Raw genomic sequence first — 26,400 nt, forward strand, 5'->3', positions numbered from 1 at the left:
CCGATGGGGTGAATACAGGGTCCGTAGTGGATAGACCCTCTGCGGGGGAGAAGAAGGGGGATCGTGGGGCGGCCGGCGCGCCGGCCGCCCCACAACGAGATCCGACGGGACGGCCGCCGGCGTCAGCCGAAGACGGCGAGGCTCTTGGCCTTGCCGTTCCGCTCCTCCACCAGCGCCAGGAAGCGGTCGCCGGGACCGAAGACGGCCACCGGCGCGTGCTCCTGCGCGGGCATGTCGAGCCGTACACCGTTGGTGAGGAGCTTGGCCCGCCGCTCGTCCACGTCCCAGCGGGGGAACGCCGCCGCGGCCGCCTCTGCGATCGGCATCACGGTCAGCTCCTCCTGGAGCTGCTCGAGCGTCTTCGCCGCGTCCAGGCCGTACGGGCCGACCCGGGTGCGCCGCAGGGCCGTCAGATGTCCGCCGACGCCAAGACCCGCCCCGAGGTCGCGCGCGAGCGCCCGGATGTAGGTACCCGAGGAACAGACCACGGACACGACCAGGTCGACGACGGCGAGCCCGTCGTCCGTGGTCGTCTCCCGGACGTCGTGGACACGGAAGGCGGAGACGGTCACCGGCCGGGCGGGGATGTCGAACTCCTCGCCGCCGCGGACCCGCGCGTACGACCGCTTGCCGTCGATCTTGATGGCGCTGACCTTGGACGGCACCTGCATGATGTCGCCGGTGAGCGCGGCGACGCCCGCGTCGATCGCCTCGCGGGTGACGCCGGAAGCATCGGCGGACGAGGTGACCTCGCCCTCCGCGTCGTCCGTGACGGTGTTCTGCCCCAGCCTGACGGTGCCCAGGTACTCCTTCTCGGTCAGCGCGAGATGGCCGAGCAACTTGGTGGCCTTCTCGACACCGAGCACGAGCACACCGGTGGCCATGGGGTCGAGCGTCCCCGCGTGTCCGACGCGCCGGGTCCTGGCGATCCCGCGCATCTTGGCGACGACGTCGTGCGAAGTGAAGCCCGACGGCTTGTCGACGATGACAAGTCCGTCGGGCGGTGGGGTGCGCTGTGTCATTCCGAGGCTTCGTCCTCGGGCTTGCGGTACGGGTCGGCCTCGCCCGCGTACGTGGCGCCGGAGGACGCCTCACGGACCTTGGCGTCCAAGGCGCGCGCCTTGTCGAGAAGGTCCTCGATGGTCTTGGCGTTCTCCGGGAGCGCGTCGGCCACGAAGGTCAGGGTCGGCGTGAACTTGGTGCCCGCCGCCGCACCGACCGCCGAGCGCAGGATGCCCTTGGCGCTCTGCAGGCCCGCCGCGGCGCTGGCCCGGTCCTCGTCGTCGCCGTAGACCGTGTAGAAGACCGTGGCCTCCCGCAGGTCACCGGTGACGCGGGTGTCCGTGATGGTCACGTTCGAACCCAGGCGAGGGTCCTTGATGCCGCGCTGCAGCTTCTCGGCGACCACCTCCCGGATGAGGTCCGCCAGCTTCTTCGCCCGCGCGTTGTCGGCCACTGGTCCGTCTCCTTCTTTGCCTTGCATTCAGTCTTCGTCGCTGTGGAGTCTGCGCCTCACCGACAGCAGCTCCACCTCGGGCCGGCCGGCGACAAGGCGCTCGCACCGGTCGAGTACGTCCGTGAGGTGCCCGGTGTCACCGGACACCACGGCCAGGCCGATCTCGGCCCGGCGATAAAGGTCCTGGTCGCCCACCTCCGCCACGCTCACGGCGTACTTCCGTTGGAGCTCGGCGACGATGGGGCGGACCACGGAACGCTTCTCCTTCAGCGACCGTACGTCGCCGAGAAGCAGGTCGAAGGACAGTGTCCCCACATACATGTATGTCCGGATGTCCCGCCGGTTCGGGGTCTGGGGCCCCGCCGCGGCTGCTTGGCAGGGACATCCAAACCGTACACGCAACGGCCGGGGCCGATCGACGGAAATACATCCGCCGACCGGCCCCGGACCGCACCGTGCGTCAGCCTCGCGGCTTCTCGCGCATCTCGTACGTCGCGATGACGTCGTCGATCTTGATGTCGTTGAAGTTTCCGAGGTTGATACCGCCCTCGAAGCCTTCGCGGATCTCGGTGACGTCGTCCTTGAAGCGGCGCAGACCCTCGATGTTGAGGCTCTCCGCGATGACCTTGCCGTCGCGGATGAGCCGGGCCTTGGTGTTGCGCTTGACCTCGCCGGAGCGGATGAGAACACCCGCGATGTTGCCCAGCTTGGAGGAGCGGAAGACCTCGCGGATCTCCGCCGTACCGAGCTCGACCTCTTCGTACTCCGGCTTGAGCATGCCCTTGAGGGCCGCCTCGATCTCCTCGATGGCCTGGTAGATCACCGAGTAGTACCGGACGTCGACGCCCTCGCGCTCCGCCATCTGCGAGGCACGGCCGGCCGCGCGGACGTTGAAGCCGATGACGATGGCGTCGGAGCCCATCGCCAGGTCGATGTCGGACTCGGTGACCGCACCCACGCCGCGGTGCAGCACGCGGATGTCGACCTCTTCGCCGACGTCGAGCTGGAGCAGCGAGGACTCGAGAGCCTCCACCGAACCGGACGCGTCGCCCTTGATGATGAGGTTGAGCTGCTGGATCTCGCCGGCCTTGAGCACCTTGTCGAGGTCCTCGAGGGACACCCGGCGGGTGCGCTTGGCGAACGCGGCGTTGCGCTCACGGGCGGCACGCTTCTCGGCGATCTGACGGGCCGTACGGTCCTCGTCGACGACCAGGAAGTTGTCGCCGGCGCCCGGGACATTGGTGAGACCGAGCACGAGGACGGGGGTCGAGGGACCCGCCTCCTCCACGTTCTCGCCCTTGTCGTCGAGCATGGCGCGAACACGGCCGTAGGCGTCGCCGGCGACCATCGTGTCACCGACGCGCAGCGTGCCTCGCTGGACGAGGACGGTCGCGACGGCGCCGCGGCCCTTGTCCAGGTGGGCCTCGATCGCGATGCCCTGCGCGTCCTGCTCCGGGTTGGCCCGCAGGTCGAGCGAGGCGTCCGCGGTGAGGACCACGGCCTCCAGCAGGGAGTCGATGTGCAGACCCTGCTTGGCGGAGATGTCGACGAACATGGTGTCGCCGCCGTACTCCTCGGCCACCAGACCGAACTCGGTGAGCTGGCCGCGCACCTTGGTCGGGTCGGCGCCCTCGACGTCGATCTTGTTGACCGCGACCACGATCGGCACCTCGGCCGCCTTGGCGTGGTTCAGCGCCTCGATCGTCTGGGGCATCACACCGTCGTTCGCCGCGACCACGAGGATCGCGATGTCGGTGGACTTCGCACCACGGGCACGCATGGCGGTGAACGCCTCGTGACCCGGGGTGTCGATGAAGGTGATGGCCCGCTCTTCGCCGTTGACCTCGGTGGCGACCTGGTACGCACCGATGTGCTGCGTGATGCCGCCGGCCTCGCCCGCAACGACGTTCGTCTTGCGGATCGCGTCCAGCAGTCGGGTCTTGCCGTGGTCGACGTGACCCATGACGGTCACCACCGGCGGACGCGAGACCAGGGCCTCGTCGCCGCCCTCGTCCTCGCCGAACTCGATGTCGAAGGACTCGAGCAGCTCACGGTCCTCCTCCTCCGGGCTGACGATCTGAACGGTGTAGTTCATCTCGTCACCGAGGAGCTGCAGCGTCTCGTCGGAGACGGACTGCGTGGCCGTGACCATCTCGCCGAGGTTCATCATGACCGCGACGAGCGACGCCGGGTTGGCGTTGATCTTCTCCGCGAAGTCGGTGAGGGACGCACCGCGCGACAGGCGAATGCTCTCGCCGTTGCCGCGAGGCAGCATCACACCGCCGACCGACGGGGCCTGCATGGCCTCGTACTCCTGGCGCCTCTGCCGCTTCGACTTGCGGCCACGACGCGCCGGGCCGCCCGGGCGACCGAAGGCGCCCTGCGTGCCACCACGGCCGCCGGGACCGCCGGGACGGCCACCGAAGCCGGGACGACCGCCGAAGCCGCCGCCACCACCGGGGCCACCGCCACCGGGACGACCGGCGAAACCGCCACCGCCACCGGGACGGCCGCCGCCGCCACCGCCACCGGGACGGCCGGCGAAGCCGCCGCCTGCCGGACGGCCGGCACCGCCGGGACGACCGGCACCGCCGGGACCGCGACCGCCACCGCCACCGCCGGGACCGCCGCCACCAGGACGGGGACCGGCAGCAGGACGCTGCGGCATCATGCCCGGGTTGGGACGGTTACCACCGGGGCCGCCGCCAGGACGCGGGGCCTGCGGACGGGGCATGCCGCCCGGGGTCGGACGGGGACCGCCCTGACCCTGCGGGCGCGGGGCACCGCCGGGACCGCCCTGCGGGCGGGGGGCGCCGGGGGCGGCACCGCCACCGGGGCGCGGAGCGCCACCCGGACGGGGGGCCTGGGGGCGCGCCATGCCGGTGGAGCCACCGGACGTGAACGGGTTGTTGCCCGGACGGGGACCGGCCGGACGGCCACCGGGACGCGGGGCGCCCTGGCCGCCGGCGGGACGCGCCGGACGCTCGCCGCCACGACCGCCGTCGCGCTGGCCGCCGGCCGGAGCCGGACGGGCAGGGCGCGGACCGGGAGTGGCACCCGCGGGACGCGGGGCCTGCGGGGCAGCGGGCTGGGACTGGGCCGGGGCCGAGAACTCGGCAGCGGGCACCGGAGCCGCCGGAGCGGGCTTGGCCGGTGCGGGCTTGGGCCCCGGGGTCGGACGCGGACCCGGAGCCGGGGCCGCGGAGGGGGTGCTGCTCGCCGCGGCCGGCTTGGGGGCCGGTGCGCCGGGCTTGGGGGCAGCAGGACGTGCCGCCTGCGCCGGGGAGGGCGCTGCGGGCTTCGAGGGCGTCGCCTTGCGGGGCGCGCCAGGCTTTGCTGCGGTCTTGCCGGCGTTACCGCCGGGACCCTGCAGCGCGTCAGTCAACTTGCGTACAACCGGCGCCTCGATCGTCGAGGACGCCGAACGGACGAATTCACCGAGTTCTTGGAGCTTGGCCATGACGACCTTGCTCTCCACGCCGAACTCCTTGGCGAGTTCGTATACCCGGACCTTAGCCACTTCGCTCCTTTTAGGTCCGGGTTACCGCCGGACCGTCGCTACTTCATGGGCGTACTCATCGCGTACTCATCGAGTGCTCATCGCAATCTCGACCTACTTCCGACTCGCGAGGTACCTGACCGCACGGGGTTCCGTGCCGTACTTCTTTCTCTTACGGTGCTGCCTGCTCGACATGCCGCCGCACAGCGGCGGTCTCGAGCGGCCCCTGGGCCCGGAAGGCCCTCGGGAACGCCCGGCGGCGGACCGCCAGGTCGAGACAGACCAAGGCGGGGTGCACGTACGCACCCCGGCCGGGCAGCGTACCGCGATCATCGGGGACGCACTCGCCCTCGATCACCACGATGCGCAGCAGATCGCTCTTGGCCGCTCGCTCCCGGCATCCCACACAGGTTCGCTCAGGGCACACGCGGGCATGCGTCCGGCCAGACACGCTTAAGTCTACCTCCCCGTACCGACATCACCCCTTGGGGGCAAAAATCGAACGGTTGTTGTCCTGATCTCGTTGAGATCCTGGTCGGTGCCCGTCAACGGTGCAACGGGATTCCGCCCCGGTCCATTCCTCAGCCCTGGTCGGAGTCCCGGTCGGCGCCCTGTTCGGTGTCGGGCCGGATGTCGATGCGCCAGCCGGTGAGGCGTGCGGCCAGTCGGGCGTTCTGCCCCTCCTTGCCGATCGCCAGGGACAGCTGGTAGTCCGGAACGGTGACGCGCGCCGAGCGGGCGCCGAGGTCGACGACCTCCACCTTGCTGACACGGGCCGGCGACAGGGCGTTCGCCACCATCTCGGCCGGGTCGTCGGACCAGTCCACGATGTCGATCTTCTCGCCGTGCAGCTCGGCCATCACATTGCGCACGCGGCCGCCCATGGGGCCGATGCAGGCGCCCTTGGCGTTCAGCCCGGAGCGGGTCGAACGGACGGCGATCTTGGTGCGATGACCGGCCTCGCGGGCGATCGCGGCGATCTCCACGCTGCCGTCCGCGATCTCCGGGACCTCCAGCGCGAACAGCTTCTTCACCAGGTTCGGGTGCGTACGGGAGAGCGTGACGGACGGGCCGCGCACACCCTTGGCCACCCGGACCACATAGGTACGCAGCCGCAGACCGTGCGTGTACTCCTCGCCCGGCACCTGCTCCTGCACCGGCAGGATCGCCTCGAGCTTGTCGTCCAGCTTGACCAGGACGTTTTTGGGATCCTTGCCCTGCTGCACCTGACCTGCGACGACGTCGCCCTCACGGCGGGCGTACTCGCCGAAGGTGACATCGTTCTCCGCGTCCCGCAGCCGCTGCTGGATGACCTGGCGGGCGGTGGTGGCGGCGATCCGGCCGAAGTCCGACGGGGTGTCGTCGAACTCCTTGGGCTCCTGGCCCTCCTCCAGATCGGCAGGGTCCTCCTTGGCCCACACGGTCACATGGCCGGTGTCCCGGCTCAGCACCACACGGGCGTGGCGGCGGCTGCCCTCGGTACGGTGGTACGCGATGAGGAGGGCCGACTCGATGGCCTCGACCAGCAGGTCGAAGGCGATCTCCTTCTCCTGGGCCAAGCCCTTCAGGAGCTTCACGTCGATGTCCACGGCTACGCCTCCTCTTCCTTCTTGTCCTTGCGGTTGAACTCGATTTCCACGCGCGCCTTGGCGATGTCGTCGAAGGGGATCCGGCGGGCGGTGGGCTTGCGCCCCTTCACGCCAGGCACCTCGAGATCGAGTCCGTCGTCGTCCACGGTCACGAGGCGGGCCACCAGGTCCCCGCCCTCGTGCAACTGGAGCTTCACCAGACGGCCGGTGGCGCGCACATAGTGGCGGTGCTCGGTGAGGGGCCGGTCGGCGCCGGGGGAGCTGACTTCGAGGACGTACTCGCCCTCGCCCATCGCGTCCGTCTCGTCGAGCTTCTCGGAGATGGCGCGGCTCAGCTCCGCACAGGCGTCCAGCTCCACGCCTTCGTCGGAGTCCACGGTGATCCTCAGCATGCGGCGCCGGCCCGCGCGGGAGATCTCGATCTCCTCCAGATCCAGTTCCGCGGCGCTGACGAGCGGTTCCAGCAGCCCGCGCAGCCTCTCGCTCTGGGTGGTGCTCATCCGGGTGACTCCTCGGCCGCGTGTGCTGTTGTGGGATCGTCGCGTGTCGAAGAAAGGGTATCCGGTCGCGGGGGGTGTTGCCGTCCACCCACGCAGGGCCCGCAGGTACGCTCGCCTGCGGCGATGATCACTGCGAGCCCGAGGAGACACGCGTGGGGCGCACGGGGACGACACGCAGACGTGCGCTTTCGGCGACGGGGGCGGCCGCGGTCGGCCTGTTGACGGGCTGTTCGAACGACGAGCCGGAGTCCCGCCGCACGCCGGGCCCCTCCCCCGACCCCGCCCGTACCGAGGCCGCGCTGCGCGTGCGACTCGTGCGCTCGAGCACGGCGCTGCGGGACGAGTACGACGCCGTCATCGCCCGCCACCCCTCGCTCACGGACCGGCTGACTCCGCTGCGGGCGGCAGTCGCAGCACATGCGGCGGCGTTGGCCGGGCCCCGGACCAAGGTGCCGCAGTCCGCTTCCGCGTCTTTGTCCCCCTCGTCGTCCGCATCCCCTTCCGCATCTTCCGGTCACTCCGGCCCGGTCCCCCAGGAGCCCGCCGCCGCCTTGAAGGCGCTGGCCGCGGCCGAGCGGCGCACCGCCGACAGCCACACGGCTGCCCTCACCGAAGCCGCACCCGAGCTCGCCCGCCTGCTGGCCTCCGTCGCTGCGGCGGGCGCCGCACATGCGTACCTGCTGACGAAGGGTGACGGCCGATGAGCAGGGTGGACCGGGGGAGCGACGTGGCGGCCCGGCTGGACGCCCTGCAGGCCGCGCTCGCGGCGGAGCACGCGGCGGTCTACGGCTACGGGGTGGTCGGCGGCCTCGTCGGCGACGACCGGGAGAACGAGGCCGCCGCCGCGTACGCTGCGCACCGGTCACGGCGGGACGCGCTGGGGCGGACGGTGCGCGACCTCGGCGGGAGGCCCGCGGTGGCCGCCGCCGGCTATGCCCTGCCCTTCCCGGTGCCGGACGCCGCCGCCGCGATACGGCTCGCCGCCGTCCTCGAGGAACGTGTGGCGGCCGTCTACTCCGATCTTGTCAGGGCCACGGAAGGGCCCTTGCGGCTGGAGGCCGCCGGCGCGCTGCGGGAGGCGGCGGTCCGCGCCGTGCGCTGGCGCGGCAGCGGCGTAGCCTTTCCTGGGCTCGCCGAGCGGGCCGACCAGGACTGACGGGGAAAGGGAACTACGGACGTATGGCTTTCGAACCGCCGCAGCGGCTGGTCCGGGCACTCGGTGAGGACGACGAGTGGCTGACGCGGCTGCCCGGGACCGTCCAGGAGGCGGTGGACCGGCGGAAGCTGCACGTCGAGCGGGCCGTCGCGCCGGGCGGCCGGAGCAGCCTGGTCCTTCTCGTACGACAGCCGGACGGCACCCCCGCCGCGCTGAAGCTCGTCCCACCGTCCGCGGCCCCCGGCCTCGAACGGACCGCGCTTGAGCAGTGGAACGGCTTTGGCGCGGTGCGGCTGTTGGACACCGCCACAGAGGACGGGCTGCTGCTGGAACGGCTGCATCCTGAGGTCTCGCTCCGGTCGCTGCCGGAGGCGAAGGCGCTGCTGGAGGCGGCGGGCACGGTGCGACGGCTGTGGGTCGAGCCGCCGGCCGGCCACGGATTCGAGACGGTGGCGGAGCGCACGGGGCGGCAGGCCGAGGCGATGCGGAAGTCCGGCGAGCCGCTCGTCGCGGCGGCGCTCGCGGTCCGGGACGAACTGGTCGCACTCGCGCCGGAGGAACTGCTGCTGCACGGCAACTTCCGCCAGGGCAAGGTGCTTTCCGGCGACCGCGTGCCATGGCTGGCGGTCGGGCCGGAGCCGCTGGTGGGCGAACGCGCCTACGACCTGGCCCGGTTGGTGCGCGATCGGGTCGAGGACCTCGTCGCCTCCGCGGCGGGAGCGTCGGCGGCCCGACGCCGCGTGAACAAACTCGCGGACTCCCTGGACGTGGACCGGGAGCGGCTGCGGGCCTGGACGCTGTTCCGGGCGGTGGAGTCGGGGACACGGGCGCTGGCCGCGGGGCGGCGTGCGGAGGGGGAACTGTCGCTGGAGTTCGCGGGCTGGTTGTAGCGGGGCGGCGCGGGTCCGCCTGCGGCGGGCTTGTCGCGCCCGCTTCCCAACCGGGACAAGCCCCGGACCCCCTCTACGGGGGCTCCACCCTCGAACCCCGCGTCTACGGCCTTGCCGTGGGCCCCGGCAAGGCCGGAACCCGCCCGGCCCCAGGGGCTCCACCCCCCGGCCCGCGCCTCGAACTCCCCCTACGGACCAGCGGCCGGGCAAGGTCCCCCCAGCGCAACGGAGATGCCACCGCCGGTCGGACCGGTTCTGCCGTGCAGCGGCGACTACCGCCCGGCTGCGGGCACCTCACGGCCGCCAGGCGGAGGCCACCGGGCGGGAGAGCCCCCGGGGGAGCCCCGAAGCTCGCCCGGAGGGCGGCACGGGTCCGGGCGGAGCCCGGTTCCGGGAAGGGGCGGGGAGGGGCAGAGGGGCCGGGCGCGGGCGCTTGCGTGCACGCGACGCGCCCCCGGCTCCCCATGTGCGCTATGCGCGCAGGCGCGCCACCGCCTCCGCGACCGGAAGCTCCTCGCGCTCACCCGTGCGCCGGTCCTTCAGTTCCAGCACGCCCTCGCCGGAGCGACGGCCCGCCACCAGGATCTTGGGGACGCCGATCAGCTCCGCGTCCGTGAACTTGACGCCCGGTGAGACTCCGGCGCGGTCGTCGACCAGGACCCGCAGGCCCGCCTCACCCAGCTGCTTCGCGACGTCGAGGGCCAGTTCGGTCTGCAGGGCCTTGCCGGCCGCGACGACATGGACGTCCGCGGGGGCGATCTCGGCGGGCCAGCACAGGCCCTGCTCGTCTGCGGTCTGCTCCGCGAGTGCGGCGACCGCGCGCGAGACGCCGATGCCGTACGAGCCCATGGTCACCCGGACCGGCTTGCCGTTCTGGCCGAGCACGTCGAGCTGGAACGCGTCGGCGTACTTGCGGCCCAGCTGGAAGATGTGGCCGATCTCGATCGCACGGTCCAGCTTCAGACCGGTGCGGCACCTCGGGCACGGGTCGCCGTCCTCCACGACCACGACGTCGAGGTACTCGTCGACCTCGAAGTCACGTCCTGCGACGACGTTCTTGGCGTGCTTGCCCGCCGTGTTGGCACCGGTGATCCAGGCGGTGCCGGGCGCGACGCGCGGGTCGGCGATGTAGCGGACCTTCTCGAGGCCCTGCGGGCCGACGTAGCCGCGCACCAGGTCCGGGCGGCCGACGAAGTCCTCCGCGGTGACCAGCTCGACGGTCGCCGGGGCGAGGTGGTCGCCCAGCTTGCCGAGGTCGACCTCGCGGTCGCCGGGGACGCCGACCGCGACGATCTCGCCGTCGACCTTGACCAGCAGGTTCTTCAGGGTCGCGGAGGCCGGGACGCCCAGGTGGGCGGCGAGCGTCTCGATGGTCGGGGTGTCGGGGGTGTCCAGCTCCTCGACGGGCCCGGGGTCCGCTGCCTCGACCGGAGCGAGCGCGAAGGTGACGGCCTCGGTGTTGGCCGCGTAGTCGCAGGAGGGGCAGTGGACGAAGGTGTCCTCACCGGCCGGGGCGGGCGCCAGGAACTCCTCGGAGGCGGAGCCGCCCATGGCGCCGGACACCGCGGAGACGATCTTGTGCTGGAGGCCGAGGCGCTCGAAGATCTTGACGTACGCCTCGCGGTGCAGGGCGTACGACTCGGTGAGGCCCTCGTCGCTGGTGTCGAACGAGTACGAGTCCTTCATCTGGAACTCGCGGCCGCGCAGGATGCCCGAGCGGGGACGCGCCTCGTCGCGGTACTTGGTCTGGATCTGGTAGAGGATCACCGGCAGGTCCTTGTAGGACGTGCACTGGTCCTTGACCAGCTGGGTGAAGATCTCTTCGTGGGTGGGACCGAGCAGATAGTCGGCGCCCTTGCGGTCCTGGAGGCGGAACAGCTCGGCGCCGTACTCGTCCCAGCGGCCCGTCGCCTCGTACGGCTCCTTCGGCAACAGCGCCGGGAGCAGCACCTCCTGCGCGCCGATCGCGTCCATCTCCTCGCGCACGACGCGGGCGACGTTCTCCAGGACGCGCTTGCCGAGCGGCAGCCAGGACCAGATGCCCGCGGCGTTGCGGCGGACGTAACCGGCACGGACGAGGAGCTTGTGGCTGAGCGTCTCTGCGTCCGCCGGGTCGTCGCGCAGTGTCTTGATCATCAGGCGGGACATGCGCTGGACCTGGGCCATGGTGAACTCCTGCTCGGAATGTGCGATGTGCAGGAGGTTAGCCGGACCGTACCGGCAGGCGGAAATCAGTTCCCCCGGCCGCCCGCCCTCAGCAGCGGCAGAAGGGCACCCATCACGGCGTAGGGGCTGGGGGCGCTCGGGAACAACACCTGGCCGGCGAGGTCCTGGTAGCCGAGCTTGCGGTACAGGACCCGGGCGGGGCTCTCGATGTCGATAGCGGAGAGGATCGAACGGGGCTCGTCCGCGCAGTCGGTGATGACCGTGATCAGTTCGCGGCCGATACCGCGTCCCTGGAAGGCGGGGTGGACGTGGAGTTCGGTGATGACGAAGGAGTCGTCGAGCCAGCCTTCGGTGCCGGTGCGGCGCAGGTACGGCTCGACGACGGTGGACCACCAGTGGGTGCGGTCGTTGGGCATGCCGTAGACGAATCCGACGAGCCGGCCGTCGGCGGTCGTGGCGCCGAGTGCGCGGGCGCCGGGGTTCTGCAGGTGCCGCAGCACGATGTACCGGCGGATGTCGATCTCGTCCTCGCTGAGCCCGAAGGCGAGTGCCTGCACGGCGAGTGCCTCGTCGACCCGTGCGGCAAGATCGAGCGGTCCGACCACGACGTCGGGGGCATGCGCGCCGTCCCCGGTGAGTGCTGGCATGGCCGAACCCTACTTGCCGTCGTCGGCCACCCCGTACGGGGCGGCGGGAATCAGAACAGCACGCTCATGAAGGCGCCGACCTCGCGGAAGCCGACCCGCCGGTACGAGGCCCTGGCGGCGGTGTTGTAGTCGTTGACGTACAGGCTCACGACCGGGGAGACCTCGGCCAGGGCGTAGCGCAGGACGGCCGCCATGCCTGTCTCCGACAGGCCGCGGCCGCGGTGCTCGGGGTCGACCCAGACGCCCTGGATCTGGCAGGCCTGATCGGTGGCCGCGCCGATCTCGGCCTTGAAAATGACCTTGCCGTCCTCGATGCGAGCGAAGGACCGTCCTGCGCCGACGAGTTCGGCGACCCGGGCCTGGTAGAGGAGTCCCCCGTCGCCGGCCGTCGGCGAGATGCCGACCTCCTCGGTGAACATGGCCACGCACGCGGGCATGATCACGTCCATCTCTTCCTTGCGGATCCGGCGGACGTACGGATCGGGTTCGATGTCGTCGGGCATCCGCTCCGTGACCATCAGCGGCTGATGGGCGCGGACGTCCCGGGCGGGGCCCCAGCTCGGTTCGAGCAGCCGCCACAGCTGGGCGGTGGGCTCTGCCGGACCGACGATGGACGAGCAGCGGCGCCCCGCCCTGCGGGCGCGGTCGGCGAAGGCGCGCACGGCTTCGTGTGTGGCGCAGATGGGGACCAGGTTGGCGCCCGAGTAGCACAGGGAGCGCAGTTGCCCGTCCGCGTACCAGCCCCACATCTCGCCGCCGAGTCGCCAGGGGTCGAGTCCGGCGACCTGGACCCGGGCAGCGACGAAAGCATTCGTCACCGGCTCGCTCTCGAGGATGGCGAGCGCTGCGCCGAGTTCGCCGGGGTCGAGGACCCGGGTGGTGGTCTGCGTCAACACGAGGGCGCCTCATCACACGGTTTGCTGGTCTTGGCACTCTACCCGGCGGGTCCGGGGCGTGGCGCGCGCACGGGAGGACCCCGCCGACCGGCGGGGGTCGGCGGGGTCCTCGGGACGCTCGGGCGCCCGTCAGGCGCCGGGCTCGCCGACGGCGACGACGTCCGGCGTCCCGGAGGCGACGCCGTCCTTCTCCATCTGCTCGGCGATCTTCAGGGCCTCCTCGATGAGGGTCTCGACGATCTTCGACTCGGGCACCGTCTTGATCACCTCGCCCTTGACGAAGATCTGGCCCTTGCCGTTGCCGGAGGCCACACCGAGGTCGGCCTCGCGTGCCTCGCCGGGGCCGTTGACGACGCAGCCCATGACGGCGACCCGCAGCGGCACCTCCATGCCCTCCAGCCCGGCGCTGACCTGGTCGGCGAGCTTGTAGACGTCGACCTGGGCGCGGCCGCAGGAGGGGCAGGAGACGATCTCCAGGCGGCGCTGGCGGAGGTTCAGGGACTCCAGGATCTGGATGCCGACCTTGACCTCCTCGGCCGGCGGCGCGGACAGGGAGACCCGGATGGTGTCGCCGATGCCCTCGCTCAGCAGTGCGCCGAAGGCGACGGCGGACTTGATGGTGCCCTGGAAGGCGGGGCCGGCCTCGGTGACGCCGAGGTGCAGCGGGTAGTCGCACTGGGCGGCGAGCTGGCGGTAGGCGTTGACCATGACGACCGGGTCGTTGTGCTTGACCGAGATCTTGATGTCGCGGAAACCGTGCTCCTCGAAGAGGGAGGCCTCCCACAGCGCCGACTCGACGAGAGCCTCCGGCGTCGCCTTGCCGTACTTCTCCAGCAGACGGCGGTCGAGGGAGCCCGCGTTCACCCCGATGCGGATCGGGGTGCCGGTCTCACCGGCGGCCTTGGCGATCTCCTTGACCTTGTCGTCGAACTGCTTGATGTTGCCCGGGTTGACGCGGACCGCGGCGCAGCCGGCGTCGATCGCCGCGAAGACGTACTTGGGCTGGAAGTGGATGTCCGCGATCACCGGGATCTGCGACTTCCTGGCGATGGTGGCCAGTGCGTCCGCGTCGTCCTGGGTCGGGCAGGCGACCCGCACGATCTGGCAGCCGGAGGCGGTGAGCTCGGCGATCTGCTGCAGCGTGGCCCCGATGTCGGACGTCCTGGTCGTCGTCATCGACTGCACGGAAACAGGCGCGTCACCGCCGACGGCGACCGAGCCGACCTGGATCTTCCGGCTGACCCTGCGGTCGGCGAGCTTCGTCGGAACGGACGGAATTCCGAGTGAAATTGCAGTCATCTGCTGTGCAACCCCAAGGCTGTGGATCGAGGTCCCGAGATCGGCGGGCTCCAGCACCCGAGATTACGGCACTGGCGTTCGGCCGGGCACATCGCACACCGAAGTGCACCCAAAGGTGACGGCCGGACACAAAGGGTGTCCGGCCGTCATGCAGTTCCGCGGAGGGACCTCTCAGCTGATCTTCACCGGGTTGACGATGTCCGCGACCAGCACGAGCAGCGTGAAGCAGATGAAGATCCCCGCCACCACATAGGCGACCGGCATGAGCTTCGCCACGTCGAACGGGCCCGGGTCGGGGCGCCGGAAGACCTTGGCGATGTTCCGCCGCACGGACTCCCACAACGCACCCGCGATGTGCCCGCCGTCCAGCGGCAGCAGCGGCAGCATGTTGAAGAGGAACAGCGAGAGGTTGAAGCCGGCGAGAAGCATCAGGAAGGTCGCGACGATGTTCGTCGTCGGCACGTCCAGGTTGAGCACCTCGCCGCTGAGGCGGGCGGCGCCGACCACGCCGACCGGGGAGTCGTCCTTGCGCTCCCCGTCGCCGAAGGCGGCGTCCCACAGGTCGGGGACCTTGGACGGCAGGGCGATGATCGACTCGGCGCCGTTCTCGATCATGTCGCCCATACGGTCGACGGAGGCACCGAACGACAGGGGCAGGATCTCGGTCTTCGCGGCGAAGCCGAAGTAACCGGCCGGCACGTACTCGCCGGGGACGACCTCTCCGTCCTCGTCCTTCTTCGCCACCGTGTTCTCGATGAGCGTCGCCTGGAGGACCTTCTCGGTGCCGTCGCGCTCGACGGTGACGCTGGCGGTGCCGATGGTGTCGCGGATACGGGCCGAGAGGCCGGCCCAGTCCTCGACGGGCTCACCGTTGAACGCGACGATCTTGTCGCCCACCTGCAGTCCGGCGGCGAATGCCGGCGACTCGGGGTCGCCCTTCGCGCAGGTGTCCCGCTCCTCGCTCTGGGCGATGACGCACTTCTGCACGCCGGCGACCTCGGTGGTCTGCGTCGGCGAACCGAAGGTCATCATCACACCGAGGAAGATCGCCACGGCGAGCACCAGGTTCATGAACGGCCCCGCGAACATCACGATGACGCGCTTCCACGGCTTGCGCGTGTAGAACAGACGCGTCTCGTCGCCCGGCTTCAGCTCCTCGTACGCGGCGGAGCGGGCGTCCTCGATCATGCCGCGCCACGGGGAGGTGGAGCGGGCCTCGATCTTGCCGTCCGCACCGGGGGGGAACATCCCGATCATGCGGATGTAGCCCCCCATGGGGATGGCCTTGATGCCGTACTCCGTCTCGCCCTTGTGCCGTGACCAGAGGGTGGGGCCGAAGCCGACCATGTACTGGGGCACCCGGATGCCGAAGAGTTTGGCCGTGGAGAGGTGGCCGAGCTCGTGCCAGGCGATGGAGAAGAGCAGCCCGACGGCGAAGAGCGCGATGCCCAGAATGGTCAACAGAATCGTCATGCGCGAGCCTCCGCCGTCGCCTTCGCTGCCGTTTCACGGGCCCTGGCCCTTGCCCAGGTCTCCGCTTCGAGGACGTCCGTCACCGTCAGGGAAGTTCCCGGGTCGGGATTCCCGTGCTCGGTGACCACCTCGGTGACCGTATCCATGATGGCGTTGAACGGCAGCCGTCCGGCGAGGAACGCCTCGACGCACTCCTCGTTCGCGGCATTGAACACCGCCGGGGCCGTTCCGCCCAACTTGCCCACGTGCCGGGCGAGTGCCACTGAAGGGAACGCCTCGGTGTCGAGCGGGAAGAACTCCCAGGTCGAGGCGGTGGACCAGTCGAACGCAGGGGCGGCGTCGGGGACCCGCTCCGGCCAGCCGATTCCGAGGGCGATCGGGCCGCGCATGTCGGGCGGGGTGGCCTGGGCGAGGGTGGAGCCGTCCATGAACTCCACCATCGAGTGCACGTACGACTGGGGGTGGACGACGACCTCGATCCGGTCGAAGGGGATGTCGTAGAGCAGGTGCGCCTCGATCACCTCGAGGCCCTTGTTGACCAGGGTCGCGCTGTTGACCGTGATCACCGGGCCCATCGCCCAGGTCGGGTGCGCGAGGGCGTCGTCCCGGGTGACGTGCGCCAGCTCCGCCTTGCTGCGGCCGCGGAAAGGGCCTCCCGAGGCGGTCACGACCAGCTTGCGGACGTCGGCGCGGGTGCCTGCGGCGAGCGCCTGGAAGAGCGCGGCGTGCTCGGAGTCGACGGGGATGATCTGCCCGGGCTTGGCGAGCGCCCTCACCAGCGGCCCGCCGACGATGAGCGACTCCTTGTTGGCCAGCGCGAGGGTACGGCCGGCCTCGAGGGCGGCGAGGGTGGGGGCGAGGCCGATGGAGCCCGTGATGCCGTTGAGCACCGTGTGGCACGGGGAGGCGGCGACCTCGGTCGCGGCGTCCGGGCCGGCCAGGATCTCGGGCAGCGGCTCGGTGCCGTACTGCTCGGCCAGCGCCTCGCGCAACGCGGGCACTGCGTCCTCGCGGGCCACCGCGACCGTGCCCGCGCGCAGCTTGTACGCCTGCTCCGCGAGCAGGCCGACCCGCCCGCCCGCGGCGGACAGTGCGGTGACGCGGAAGCGGTCGGGGTTGCGCAGGACGAGGTCGATGGCCTGCGTGCCGATGGACCCGGTGGAGCCGAGGACGACGATGTCCCGGCGGCCTTCGGCGGCGTCGAAGACGAGATGCGGGTCTGCGAGGGGAGATGGGCTGTCGCTCATCCCCCCATTGTGGCCGTACTCCCTGTCCGCTCGGACAGGGAGTCCTTGAGGCGCCCGGCCGGGGCCGTCAGCGGATCGGGCGGTGGACGTTCTCCTTCACCGTCGGGCCGGGGGTGGCGTCGGCGATCCAGGGGCCGTCGCCGCCGGCGTCGACCACGCCCTCCTCGAGCCAGGTGTAGGTGCCCGACAGAACGCCGTTCACGACCTTGCGGTCGAGGTCGTCGGTGTTCGACCAGAGCCGGGTGAACAGTTCCTCCACACGGACCCTCGCCTGGCTGCAGAAGGCGTCGGCGAGCTGGTAGGCCTCGCGGCCGTGGTCGCCGGACGCGCGGAGCATGTCCGCGCGGACGCAGGCCGCGCTCATCGCGAAGAGTTCGGCGCCGATGTCGACGATCCGGCCGAGGAAGCCCTGCTTGGTCTCCATGCGGCCCTGCCAGCGGGACATGGCGTAGAAGGTCGAGCGGGCCAGCTTGCGCGAGTTCCGTTCGACGTAGCGCAGATGGGTGGACAGGTCGCGATGCCCGGCGGGGTGGAACTCGGCGTAGCTACGGGGCAGCTGGCCCGGGCCGGTGACGAGTTTGGGCAGCCAGCGGGCGTAGAAAGCGGCCGCGTTCGCGCCGGCCTTCGCCTTCGCGGACATCGGCTTGTCGGGGTCGATGATGTCGCCGGCGACGGCGAGGTGCGCGTCGACCGCCTCACGGGCGATCAGCAGGTGCATGATCTCGGTCGAGCCCTCGAAGATGCGGTTGATGCGAAGGTCGCGAAGCAACTGCTCGGCCGGTACGGGCCGTTCGCCGCGCGCCGCCAGCGACTCGGCCGTCTCGTAGCCGCGTCCGCCGCGGATCTGGACCAGTTCGTCGGCCATCAGACAGCCCATTTCGGAGCCGTAGAGCTTGGCGAGCGCGGCTTCGATGCGGATGTCGTTGCGGTCCTCGTCCGCCATCTGGGAGGCCAGATCGACGACGGCCTCCAGTGCGAAGGTGGTGGCGGCGATGAAGGAGATCTTGGAGCCGACGGCCTCGTGCTTCGCGACGGGCTTGCCCCACTGCTCGCGCACCGCGGACCACTCTCGGGCGATCTTCAGGCACCACTTGCCGGCGCCGACACACATCGCGGGCAGCGAGAGGCGGCCGGTGTTGAGAGTGGTCAGCGCGATCTTCAGGCCCGCGCCCTCGGGGCCGATGCGGTTCGCGGCGGGGACGCGCACCCGGTGGAAGCGGGTGACGCCGTTCTCGAGGCCGCGCAGGCCCATGAAGGAGTTGCGGTTCTCGACGGTGATGCCCTCGCTGTCCGCCTCGACGACGAAGGCGGTGATGCCGCCCTTGTGGCCCTCCGACTTCGGAACGCGCGCCATGACGACCAGCAGGTCGGCGACGACACCGTTGGTGGTCCACAGCTTGACGCCGTCCAGAACGTAGTCGTCGCCGTCCGGGACGGCGGTGGTGGCGAGGCGGGCCGGGTCCGAGCCGACGTCCGGCTCGGTGAGCAGGAAGGCCGAGATGTCACTGCGGGCGAGGCGCGGCAGGAACTTCTGCTTCTGCTCGGCGGTGCCGAACTGCTTCAGCGGCTGCGGCACACCGATCGACTGGTGCGCGGACAGAAGGGCGCCGACCGCCGGGTTCGCCGAGCCGACCAGGGCCAGCGCCTTGTTGTAGTACACCTGGGTGAGACCGAGGCCTCCGTACTTGGGGTCGATCTTCATGCCGAGCGCGCCGAGCTCCCGCAGGCCGTTGATCACCTCGTCGGGGATGCGCGCCTCCCGCTCGATGAGCGCGCCGTCGATCTTCGTCTCGCAGAAGTGGCGCAGCTTCGAGAGGAACTCCTCACCGCGCCGGGTGGCCTCACCGGTCGGCATCGGATGCGGGTGGATCAGGTCGAGCCGGAAACGTCCGAGGAAGAGCTCCTTGGCGAAACTCGGCTTGCGCCAGTCCTGTTCCCGCGCCGCCTCCGCGACCTGTCGTGCCTCGCGCTCGCTGATCTTCGGGGTCTGGGGCTTGTGCAGGGGCTTGTCCGTGGGAGCGGACATGAGGCTCACCTCGCCGCGAATCGGGGACCGCCCAGGGCGTGTGCCGGACGGTGCTACTCGTTCGTAGTACCCGATTCCGGGCACCTCCACCAGCCCGCGTACGGCAGCGGGAGGAACGAGAGACGGCCAGAGCCCCCGCACAGTGGGCTCCGGCCGCCTCTCGTGGAAGTACGCGCGTTACAGCGCCAGTCCGGTGAGGACCAGCACCCTCTCGTACGTGTAGTCGTCCATCGCGAAGGCGACACCCTCGCGGCCGACGCCGGACTGCTTGGCGCCGCCGTAGGGCATCTGGTCGGCGCGGTAGGACGGAACGTCGCCGACGATCACGCCGCCGACCTCGAGGGCGCGGTGGGCGCGGAAGGCGGTCTGTACGTCGTGCGTGAACACGCCTGTCTGGAGGCCGTACTTGGAGTCGTTGACCGCGGCGAACGCCTCGGCCTCGCCCTGAACCCTGGTCACGGTCAGGACCGGTCCGAAGACCTCCTCGCAGGCGAGGGTGGCATCGGCGGGGACGTCGGTCAAAACCGTGGGCGCGTAGGCGGCACCGTCACGCTTTCCGCCTGCGAGCAGCTTCGCGCCACCCTGGACGGCCTCCTCGACCCAGGACTCGACGCGCTTGGCGGCGTCCTCGCTGACCAGCGGGCCGACGTCGGTGGCCGCGTCGGACGGGTCACCGGTGACCTGGGCCTCGACGGCCGCAACGATCTTCGGCAGCAGCCTGTCGTACACGGCGGCGTCGGCGATCACGCGCTGCACGGAGATGCAGGACTGGCCACCCTGGTAGTTGGAGAAGGTGGCGATACGGGTCGCCGCCCAGTCCAGGTCCTGCTCGGACGCGAAGTCGGCGAGGACGACGGCCGCGCCGTTGCCGCCGAGCTCCAGGGTGCAGTGCTTGCGCGGCACCGAGTCCATGATCGCGTAGCCGACCTTGTCGGAGCCGGTGAAGGAGATGACCGGCAGGCGCTCGTCCTGGACGAGGGCGGGCATCTGCTCGTTCGGGACCGTCAGCACCGACCAGGAGCCGGCGGGCAGCTCGGTCTCGGCCAGCAACTCGCCGAGGATCAGGCCCGACAGCGGGGTCGCCGGGGCCGGCTTGAGGATGATCGGCGCGCCGACGGCGATCGCCGGGGCGATCTTGTGGGCGCAGAGGTTGAGCGGGAAGTTGAACGGCGCGATGCCGAGCACGACGCCCTTCGGGAAGCGGCGGGTCAGCGCGAGCCGGCCCTGGCCGCCGGCGTCGGTGTCGAGGCGCTGCGCCTCGCCGCCGTTGAACCGGCGGGCCTCCTCGGCGGCGAACCGGAACACCGAGACGGCGCGGCCGACCTCGCCGCGGGCCCACTTGATCGGCTTGCCGTTCTCGGCGGAGATCAGCTGCGCGAGCTCCTCGGTGCGCTCGAGCAGCCGCTTCGAGACGTGGTCGAGGGCGGCCGCGCGGACGTGGGCGGGCGTCGCGGCGAACTCGTCACGGACGGCGTACGCGGCGGCGACGGCCTCCTCCACCTGGGTCTCGGTCGGTACGGAGACCCGGCCGACGAGGCGGCCGTCCCACGGGGAGGTGACGTCGAAGGCGGTCTCGCCGGTGGCCTGGCGGCCGGCGAGCCAGAAGGCGTGGGTGGAAGTCATGCGGGTCCCGGCCCTTCCGAAGTAGTGGGGTTTGCTCTCGGTCGTTCTCACCACACGGTAGGGCCGCCGGTCCGTCCGGTCGTTTGTCCGGCGTGGAGTAGTCGCGGCCCGCGTCTGGCCTCTTTGGCGGGTCGGCGGCGGGGCCGACGGCGGGCGGTCAGCGGCGGCGTTCGGTGGACACGATGAGGCAGACGCCTGCCACCACCACGGCCCCGCCCACCGCGATGGGCCAAGACAGCCGCTCGTCGAGCACCAGCGCGCCGAGCAGCACGGCGACCACGGGGTTGACGTACGCGTAGGTGGCGACCAGCGAGAGCGGTGCGGTGTGCAGCAGCCAGGCGTACGCCGTGAACGCGAGCAGCGAGCCGAAGAGGACGAGGCAGGCGAGCGCGACCCAGGAACGGGTGGAGACGCCGGCGAGAACGAAGCCTCGGTGCTCACCGCGGCCGAGCGCGACGAGGGCGCAGCCGATGCCGCCGGCCACCATCTCGTAGGCGCTGGCCGCGAAGGGGTCGGCCGGCATGGGGATGCGCGATGACGAGAAGGAGCCCACCGACCACATCACGGCCGCCGCGATCAGGGTGAGGACTCCCGCGATGTGCACTTCCCCGCTGAGCCCGGGCAGGGTCAGCACAGCGAGTCCCGCGAGCCCGAGGGCGACACCCGCGTAGGCCCCGGGCCCGGGGCGCTCGCCGGACGCCCGGCGGAGGACGACCACCCAGGCGGGGACAACGGCGATCAGCAGCGCCGCGAGCCCTGAGGGGATGGACGTCTCCGCGAGGACGACCAGTCCGTTGCCACCGAGGAGAAGCAGCAGACCGACGAGGGCCGCGGACGCGAGCTGCTTCCCGGTGACCTTGAGCGCGGTGGGGCCGCGCCGCCAGGCCACCAGGGCGCCGAGGATCAGACCGGCGACGACGAACCGGGCCGCCGCCGAGAGGAACGGCGGCATCGTCTCGACGACGATGCGGATGCCGAGGTAGGTGGAGCCCCAGACGACGTACACGATGGCCAGTGCGGCCCAGACCGCCCCGGAGATCCGACCGCGGGTGTGGGCACGGGAAGCGGAAAGGGCCGGCGAGGAAGCGCGGTTGTCGGGTGCCGACTCGGCGGCGGGGCTTGTCATGCGCAGGAGATTAGGCATTTCGAACCACGAAGACCAACAATCCTGCCCGCCTTCGGGCAGGATTCGGGACTTCGGGTGACTCCGGCCCGAATGGGCAGCTCTCCACGCCCCCGCAGCAGAGGCCGGGCCGGACGGGCAGGGCGGACGCCGTGATGGCGGTGGCCGGCACGGTGCCGCAACCGACCGCGTCGACCGCGTGCGCCGGCGCAGCCCGATCGCGACGGAGGTGCCGCAGAGGTGGGCTTCGAGCTCTGTACCCGGCCGGCCACGGCGGCCCGGGAGGTGGCGCGTGATCCGCGAGGCGTGCGGACATCGCACCCGCCGAGGACGGCCGACCGCAACGCGCCGGGGACGGCCCGGCCGCAGGTGGCTGCGCCGCCGGGCGACGGCCCGACGGCCCCGTCAGCAGACCATCGACGTGCGCGGCTCCGACGTCGTCACGGTCCGGATCGTCGCGGACGCCGCCCGCGGGGCGCGTGGGGACCACCGGCCGGCGGTCGCCCGGATCGAGTTCTACGGCCGCAGGTCGCGACCGTCATGACCCCGGCCGCGGCTGCGGCTCGCCCGTCGCCTTGAGCGCGAGCCACAGCTCCATGCGCACATCCGGGTCGTCCAGCGAGCGCCCGAGTATCTCCTCCACCCGGCGCATCCGGTAACGGAGCGTGTGGCGGTGGACGCCGAGGTCGGCCGCAGCCGCGTCCCACTGGCCGTGGCGGGACAGCCAGGCCCGCAGCGAGGCGACCAGATCACCGCGGCCGGTCGCGTCGTGCTCGTGCAGTGCGCGGAGCATGCCGTCCGCGAACGCGCGCACCGCGTCGTCGCCGAGCAGCGGCAGGATGGAACCGGCCGTCAGTTCCTCGTGCTCGACGAGGGCGCGACCGCGCCGGCGGGCTACGGAGAGCGCCTGCTCCGCCTGCTTGTACGCGCCGCCGGCCGCCGTCGGACCGGTCGGCGCGGAGAGCCCGACGTAGAGCTGCGCATCTTCCGCCTCCTTGTCCCCGTAGGCGCCGACGCACGCGGCGGCCACCGCGCCACCGTCCACGGCGAGCACCACCATGCGGTCCTCGGACCCGTCGGGCACCGCGAGGACCGTCTCCCCGGCGCGTGCCGCCGCCGACTCGACCGACTCGGCGAAGGCGGCCAGGGCTGCGGACCGCTCACCCGCGACGGGGTCCGGCTCACCTACGCGTTCGGCGATCAGCAGCCGGAACGGGGCGTCGAGCAGCCCGCCGTACAGCTCGCCGGCGACGGCACGGGCGTGGTCCGGCTGCCCGGCCAGCATCATTCGCAACACCGCTGCCCCCAGACGCTGTTCGGCGGCCTGCAGCGACCTGGAACGGGCCGTGGACAGGGTCAGCAGGGCGACCGCCGAGTGCACGGCGTAGCGCTCCGCCGTGCCCAACGGGGCGCCCGTGCCGACGGCGAGGGCGCCGCGGACCCGTCGCCCGGTGCCGAGCGACTGGAGCTCGACGCGGTCGTCGTCCTCCGTGCCGCCGACGACGGCGCTCGCCGGCGCGGCGCGCTCACGCAGCCGCTCGACGTCGGCGGTGAGCCGTGCCGCGCGCCGCGCGGCCCACTCGGGCGCCGCGGCGACGACCGCGCCCGACGTGTCGTACAGCGCCGCCCACCCGTCGACGTGCGCGGCCAGCCGCGCGACGACGGCAGCGGGCCCTTCGGTGAGCGCGGCCCGGGTCAACTCGCGCTGGGCATCGAATCCGGCGGTCACGGCCCGGTACTGGTCCGCGGCGATCGCCGCGGAGACGGCCTTGCTGATCGCGAGGAACGGCGTACGGCGCGGCACGGCGAGCAGCGGCAGCCCCTCCTCCCGTGCGGCCTCGACGAGCGCTTCGGGGATGTCGTCGTAGTAGACGCCGACGGCGAAGCCCAGTCCCACCACCCCGGCGCCCACCAGCCTGCGCACATAGCGGCGCATGGCCTCGCGGTCCTCGGCGTCGAGCTTCATGGCGGTGACGAGCAGCAGCTCGCCGCCTTCCATGTACGGCACGGGGTCGGTCAGTTCGCTGACGTGGGCCCACCGCACGGGCGTCTCGAGGCGGTCCTCCCCGGCGCGCACGGTGAGCTTGAGCGCCGAGTGCTGGACGAGCGAGGCGAGGGTGGGCGGCATGGGACCAGGGGCCCTTCGAGGCAGCGGACGGAATGAGGATTTCGCCGTCCCGTATGAACGGCCTACCTCGATTCTGCCAGGTTGTCGCAGTCCGGGTCGCGCCCGCCGGGGCCGCGGATCGGCTGAGGTCCGCGGACCCGTTCAGGTCCGCAGATCCACCAGCAGCGGCGGCGCGAGCTCCCCCCGCACGGTCGTCAGCGACAGCACGGCGTGCCCGGCGGGCACGGCGTGGGCGAGGTCGGACGCCGACCACCGTGCACGCTCGACCTCCCGCACGGTGACGGCCTCCGCAGTGGCCGCCTTGCCGGTGACCATGCGGCGCATCATGTGCAGCGCCTTGGTGAGCGGCTCGTCGGAGATGATCTGCCGGTTGGTGACGTCCCGGGTCTGGACCCACTCGGTGCCCCACGCCTCCGCGAACCGCCCGCCGTCCCAAGGGGCGAGACCCGCGAAGGCCATCCGGCACCCGACCGCACCGAGCAGCGGACCGCGCAGCGGCTCCGGCACGTCCTCGAGCGTACGCAGCGCGAGCACGACCCCCGCGTTTGCGGAACGCAGCCGTTGCAGCGCGCGCACCGAGTCGGCGGTCACCGTGCAGGTCGCGTCGTCGAGCACCAGGCACGCGAACAACGAACGGTCCGAGCGGGTGAGCGCCGCCTCGTTGAACTGGGCGAACACCAGCCGGGCGATGATCCGCGACGCCTCCGCGTGGCCGCGCTCGGGCAGGTCGACACGGACCCGCATGGGGTGCTCGATGGCCCGTAGCGAGAACGTGCGACCGCCGCCGTCGGTGCGGAAGAAGTCGGCGAACGCGGGCCGGTCGAGGAACGCGATCCGCTCGGCGAGGAGCACACCGATGTCGTCGCCGCGGGCCGACTGTCGTTCCCTGGCGTCCAGTTCACGCAACTGCGACGCCTCGCCCGCCTCCTCCAGCGCCGCCCGCAGGGCGCTCAGCGCCGCCGGTGCGCCGCCCAGCAGCTCACGCAGTTCGGGAACGTCCGGGAAGTGCCCGTGCACGCACCGGTAGGGCCCGATCAGCTGCGCCAGCGCGGTCGCCGCACGGCGGCTGTCACCACCGGGCAGACCGGCGGCGAGATCCCCGACCAGCGCCTCCGCGAGCATCCGGGCCGCCTCGTCCGGGTCCTCCGCGCCCCCGTAGAGGTCGAGGTCGTGGGTGGCCTCCGGCCTCCCGACGGAGATCACGAGATCGAAGTCGCCGTCGGGGGCCACGGCGGCCCCTTGGGCCGTCACGGCGACGAGAGCGGCGCGGTTGGCGAGCGCCAGCAGGCACATCGACTCGACGACGGGCCGTACCAGCCGCACGCTCTTGCCCGAACCGGAGGGGCCGACGGCCAGGAGGGACGTGCCGAGCAGCGCGGGCTCCAGGGCGACGCCCGTGGTCCGGCGGGCGTACGGATTGCGTCCCTCGTCGACGACGGTGCCGATCTTGACCTGGCCGGTGGCCAGGTCGTGCGTCGCGCTGCGCACCGGCAGATCGCGCAGGCCGGAAGGGTGGGCGCAGGCGGCCGGACCGTGCCTGCGGACGGTGTCGGCGAAGGCGGCGAGCCGCTCGGGCCGGGCATGGACGCCCTGCCAGGCGCGCCGGATCCGCGCGTAGTCCACGTCACCGAGGGTCCCGGCCCTGGCCGCCTCCGTGAGCCTCCCTGCCGCCTCCGCGAGCCCTGCGGCCCTCAACTCGGGCCACTCGGCGGGGTCCTGCGGCGGCGACGGGTCGCCGGCCGCCGGTGCTGCTCCCGCCGCCCGCGCGCGCCTGCGCTGAACGACCGGCCAGGTGCCGGCACGCCCGACCGCGGCGACGACCGCCGCAGCGAGGAGCACGTAGTAGATGTTCGAAAGCCACGTGAGAGAGGTGACGGTCCGTGGGATTTCCCGCCAGACGCCCGGCAGGAACACGAACAACGGCCACAGCGGCACTCCGTACCGCTGCCACACCTCTTTCCAGTTCCCGACCCGGCCGAAGGCGACGGCGAGCAGACCGAGCACGAGGCCGTAGTAGAGGCTGCTGACCATGGCGAACGTCTCGAAGTCCGGGTGGGTCGGGACCCGCCACTCCTCGGGTACGGCCCACAGCATGGGCAGCAGCCACCAGTCGTCGACGAAGAACCACCATCCGTCGAGGTAGCGGTTCCAGAGCAGGGACCACAGCAGCCAGCCGCACAGGTAGGCGATGAAGGCTCCGCTGAAGAGCTGCCGGGCCGGGACGAGGTCGGGTTCCTCGTCGGGGCGCTCGGTGTGGCCCAGCCGCCAGACTCCGGGTGCCGCAGTCGGACGGGGTACGCGCAGCCAGTCCACGAGCCGGGGCCGCGTGATCGGTGCGTGCCCCGGCAGGGCGGGGGCGCCGGGCGGCACGGACAGCGGCTCCCTCGGTGGACCGGCAGGACGTGGCACCGGACCGGCGTGTGTGCCGCGTGCGTCGAATGTGCCTTCGGATTCCATGTGAACCGCTGCCCCCTGACCAGCCAGGCCCGCTCTGTTGCACGGGCCAATCTAGTGCGTGTGCCTTCGTGCGGGTGGCGTGCCGGAACACGCGTTCCCGGCGCGGTCGGCCCCGGCCGCGGTGCGACCCCAGTGCGCTGCCGCGGCCGCCGGCGCGCGCGCCTATGTCCGTCACGGACAACGGCACATCGTCAACACTCCCGATCGGCGCATGCCCGTACCCCC

At 71.7% G+C, this 26,400-nt stretch carries 21 protein-coding genes; 3 read left to right on the forward strand and 18 right to left on the reverse strand.

What is annotated here, in order from left to right; all coding sequences use genetic code 11:
• Positions 1 to 122: 122 nt before the first annotated feature.
• From truB to rimP, 7 genes are all read right to left on the reverse strand, one after another.
• A complete protein-coding gene (truB, locus tag IE198_RS23725; RefSeq protein ID WP_189889885.1) occupies positions 123 to 1,022 on the reverse strand; it encodes a tRNA pseudouridine(55) synthase TruB in 900 nt (299 codons plus the stop codon).
• Positions 1,019 to 1,456 (reverse strand): 30S ribosome-binding factor RbfA, encoded by a 438-nt coding sequence (rbfA, locus tag IE198_RS23730; RefSeq protein ID WP_189889888.1) that lies wholly within the window; start codon positions 1,454 to 1,456, stop codon positions 1,019 to 1,021. The genes truB and rbfA overlap by 4 nt, the downstream gene beginning before the upstream one ends.
• Positions 1,457 to 1,483: 27 nt before the next feature.
• Positions 1,484 to 1,777 (reverse strand): DUF503 domain-containing protein, encoded by a 294-nt coding sequence (locus tag IE198_RS23735; protein ID WP_189889890.1) that lies wholly within the window; start codon positions 1,775 to 1,777, stop codon positions 1,484 to 1,486.
• A gap of 139 nt (positions 1,778 to 1,916) precedes the next feature.
• The gene (gene infB, locus IE198_RS23740; protein ID WP_189889892.1) at positions 1,917 to 4,976 is read right to left on the reverse strand and encodes a translation initiation factor IF-2; all 3,060 of its coding nucleotides are present in this window, start codon (positions 4,974 to 4,976) and stop codon (positions 1,917 to 1,919) included.
• A gap of 151 nt (positions 4,977 to 5,127) precedes the next feature.
• The gene (locus IE198_RS23745) at positions 5,128 to 5,406 is read right to left on the reverse strand and encodes a YlxR family protein (protein ID WP_189889894.1); all 279 of its coding nucleotides are present in this window, start codon (positions 5,404 to 5,406) and stop codon (positions 5,128 to 5,130) included.
• Between the two features lie 130 nt (positions 5,407 to 5,536).
• On the reverse strand, positions 5,537 to 6,544 hold the full coding sequence (nusA, locus tag IE198_RS23750) for a transcription termination factor NusA (RefSeq protein WP_189889896.1): 1,008 nt from the start codon (positions 6,542 to 6,544) through the stop codon (positions 5,537 to 5,539).
• Between the two features lie 2 nt (positions 6,545 to 6,546).
• Positions 6,547 to 7,044: a ribosome maturation factor RimP gene (rimP, locus tag IE198_RS23755; RefSeq protein ID WP_189889898.1), complete on the reverse strand. Its 498-nt coding sequence runs from the start codon at positions 7,042 to 7,044 to the stop codon at positions 6,547 to 6,549.
• A 152-nt stretch (positions 7,045 to 7,196) separates the two neighbouring features.
• Here rimP and IE198_RS23760 point away from each other — a divergent pair, with 152 nt between their 5' ends.
• The 3 genes from IE198_RS23760 to IE198_RS23770 are packed head-to-tail and all read left to right on the forward strand — an operon-like array spanning position 7,197 to position 9,090.
• Positions 7,197 to 7,748 carry a hypothetical protein gene (locus IE198_RS23760; protein ID WP_189889900.1) on the forward strand — a complete coding sequence of 184 codons (552 nt, stop codon included), beginning with the start codon at positions 7,197 to 7,199 and terminating at the stop codon, positions 7,746 to 7,748.
• Positions 7,745 to 8,200: a ferritin-like domain-containing protein gene (locus IE198_RS23765; protein ID WP_189889902.1), complete on the forward strand. Its 456-nt coding sequence runs from the start codon at positions 7,745 to 7,747 to the stop codon at positions 8,198 to 8,200. Before IE198_RS23760 ends, IE198_RS23765 begins: the two co-directional genes overlap by 4 nt.
• Positions 8,201 to 8,223: 23 nt before the next feature.
• A complete protein-coding gene (locus IE198_RS23770; RefSeq protein ID WP_189889904.1) occupies positions 8,224 to 9,090 on the forward strand; it encodes an aminoglycoside phosphotransferase family protein in 867 nt (288 codons plus the stop codon).
• 471 nt (positions 9,091 to 9,561) lie between these two features.
• Here IE198_RS23770 and IE198_RS23775 read toward each other — a convergent pair whose 3' ends face one another.
• The 11 genes from IE198_RS23775 to IE198_RS23825 form a co-directional block, all read right to left on the reverse strand.
• A complete protein-coding gene (locus IE198_RS23775; protein ID WP_189889906.1) occupies positions 9,562 to 11,256 on the reverse strand; it encodes a proline--tRNA ligase in 1,695 nt (564 codons plus the stop codon).
• 65 nt (positions 11,257 to 11,321) lie between these two features.
• The gene (locus IE198_RS23780) at positions 11,322 to 11,903 is read right to left on the reverse strand and encodes a GNAT family N-acetyltransferase (RefSeq protein ID WP_189889908.1); all 582 of its coding nucleotides are present in this window, start codon (positions 11,901 to 11,903) and stop codon (positions 11,322 to 11,324) included.
• Between the two features lie 50 nt (positions 11,904 to 11,953).
• Positions 11,954 to 12,799: a GNAT family N-acetyltransferase gene (locus IE198_RS23785; protein ID WP_189889911.1), complete on the reverse strand. Its 846-nt coding sequence runs from the start codon at positions 12,797 to 12,799 to the stop codon at positions 11,954 to 11,956.
• Between the two features lie 129 nt (positions 12,800 to 12,928).
• Positions 12,929 to 14,098, reverse strand: coding sequence for a flavodoxin-dependent (E)-4-hydroxy-3-methylbut-2-enyl-diphosphate synthase (ispG, locus tag IE198_RS23790; protein WP_189889913.1), 1,170 nt, complete (start codon positions 14,096 to 14,098; stop codon positions 12,929 to 12,931).
• 171 nt (positions 14,099 to 14,269) lie between these two features.
• The gene (locus IE198_RS23795) at positions 14,270 to 15,571 is read right to left on the reverse strand and encodes a M50 family metallopeptidase (protein ID WP_189889915.1); all 1,302 of its coding nucleotides are present in this window, start codon (positions 15,569 to 15,571) and stop codon (positions 14,270 to 14,272) included.
• On the reverse strand, positions 15,568 to 16,818 hold the full coding sequence (gene dxr / locus IE198_RS23800) for a 1-deoxy-D-xylulose-5-phosphate reductoisomerase (RefSeq protein WP_189889917.1): 1,251 nt from the start codon (positions 16,816 to 16,818) through the stop codon (positions 15,568 to 15,570). Before dxr ends, IE198_RS23795 begins: the two co-directional genes overlap by 4 nt.
• Before the next feature lie 67 nt (positions 16,819 to 16,885).
• A complete protein-coding gene (locus IE198_RS23805; protein ID WP_189889919.1) occupies positions 16,886 to 18,844 on the reverse strand; it encodes an acyl-CoA dehydrogenase family protein in 1,959 nt (652 codons plus the stop codon).
• A 177-nt stretch (positions 18,845 to 19,021) separates the two neighbouring features.
• A complete protein-coding gene (locus tag IE198_RS23810; RefSeq protein ID WP_189889921.1) occupies positions 19,022 to 20,467 on the reverse strand; it encodes an aldehyde dehydrogenase family protein in 1,446 nt (481 codons plus the stop codon).
• Between the two features lie 157 nt (positions 20,468 to 20,624).
• A complete protein-coding gene (locus IE198_RS23815; protein WP_189889923.1) occupies positions 20,625 to 21,593 on the reverse strand; it encodes an EamA family transporter in 969 nt (322 codons plus the stop codon).
• Between the two features lie 535 nt (positions 21,594 to 22,128).
• On the reverse strand, positions 22,129 to 23,718 hold the full coding sequence (locus IE198_RS23820) for a PucR family transcriptional regulator (RefSeq protein ID WP_189889925.1): 1,590 nt from the start codon (positions 23,716 to 23,718) through the stop codon (positions 22,129 to 22,131).
• 141 nt (positions 23,719 to 23,859) lie between these two features.
• A complete protein-coding gene (locus IE198_RS23825; protein ID WP_189889927.1) occupies positions 23,860 to 26,088 on the reverse strand; it encodes a type IV secretory system conjugative DNA transfer family protein in 2,229 nt (742 codons plus the stop codon).
• Positions 26,089 to 26,400: the final 312 nt, after the last annotated feature.

The sequence above is a fragment of the Streptomyces xantholiticus genome, from assembly GCF_014651015.1.
Taxonomy (GTDB): Bacteria; Actinomycetota; Actinomycetes; order Streptomycetales; family Streptomycetaceae; genus Streptomyces; species Streptomyces xantholiticus.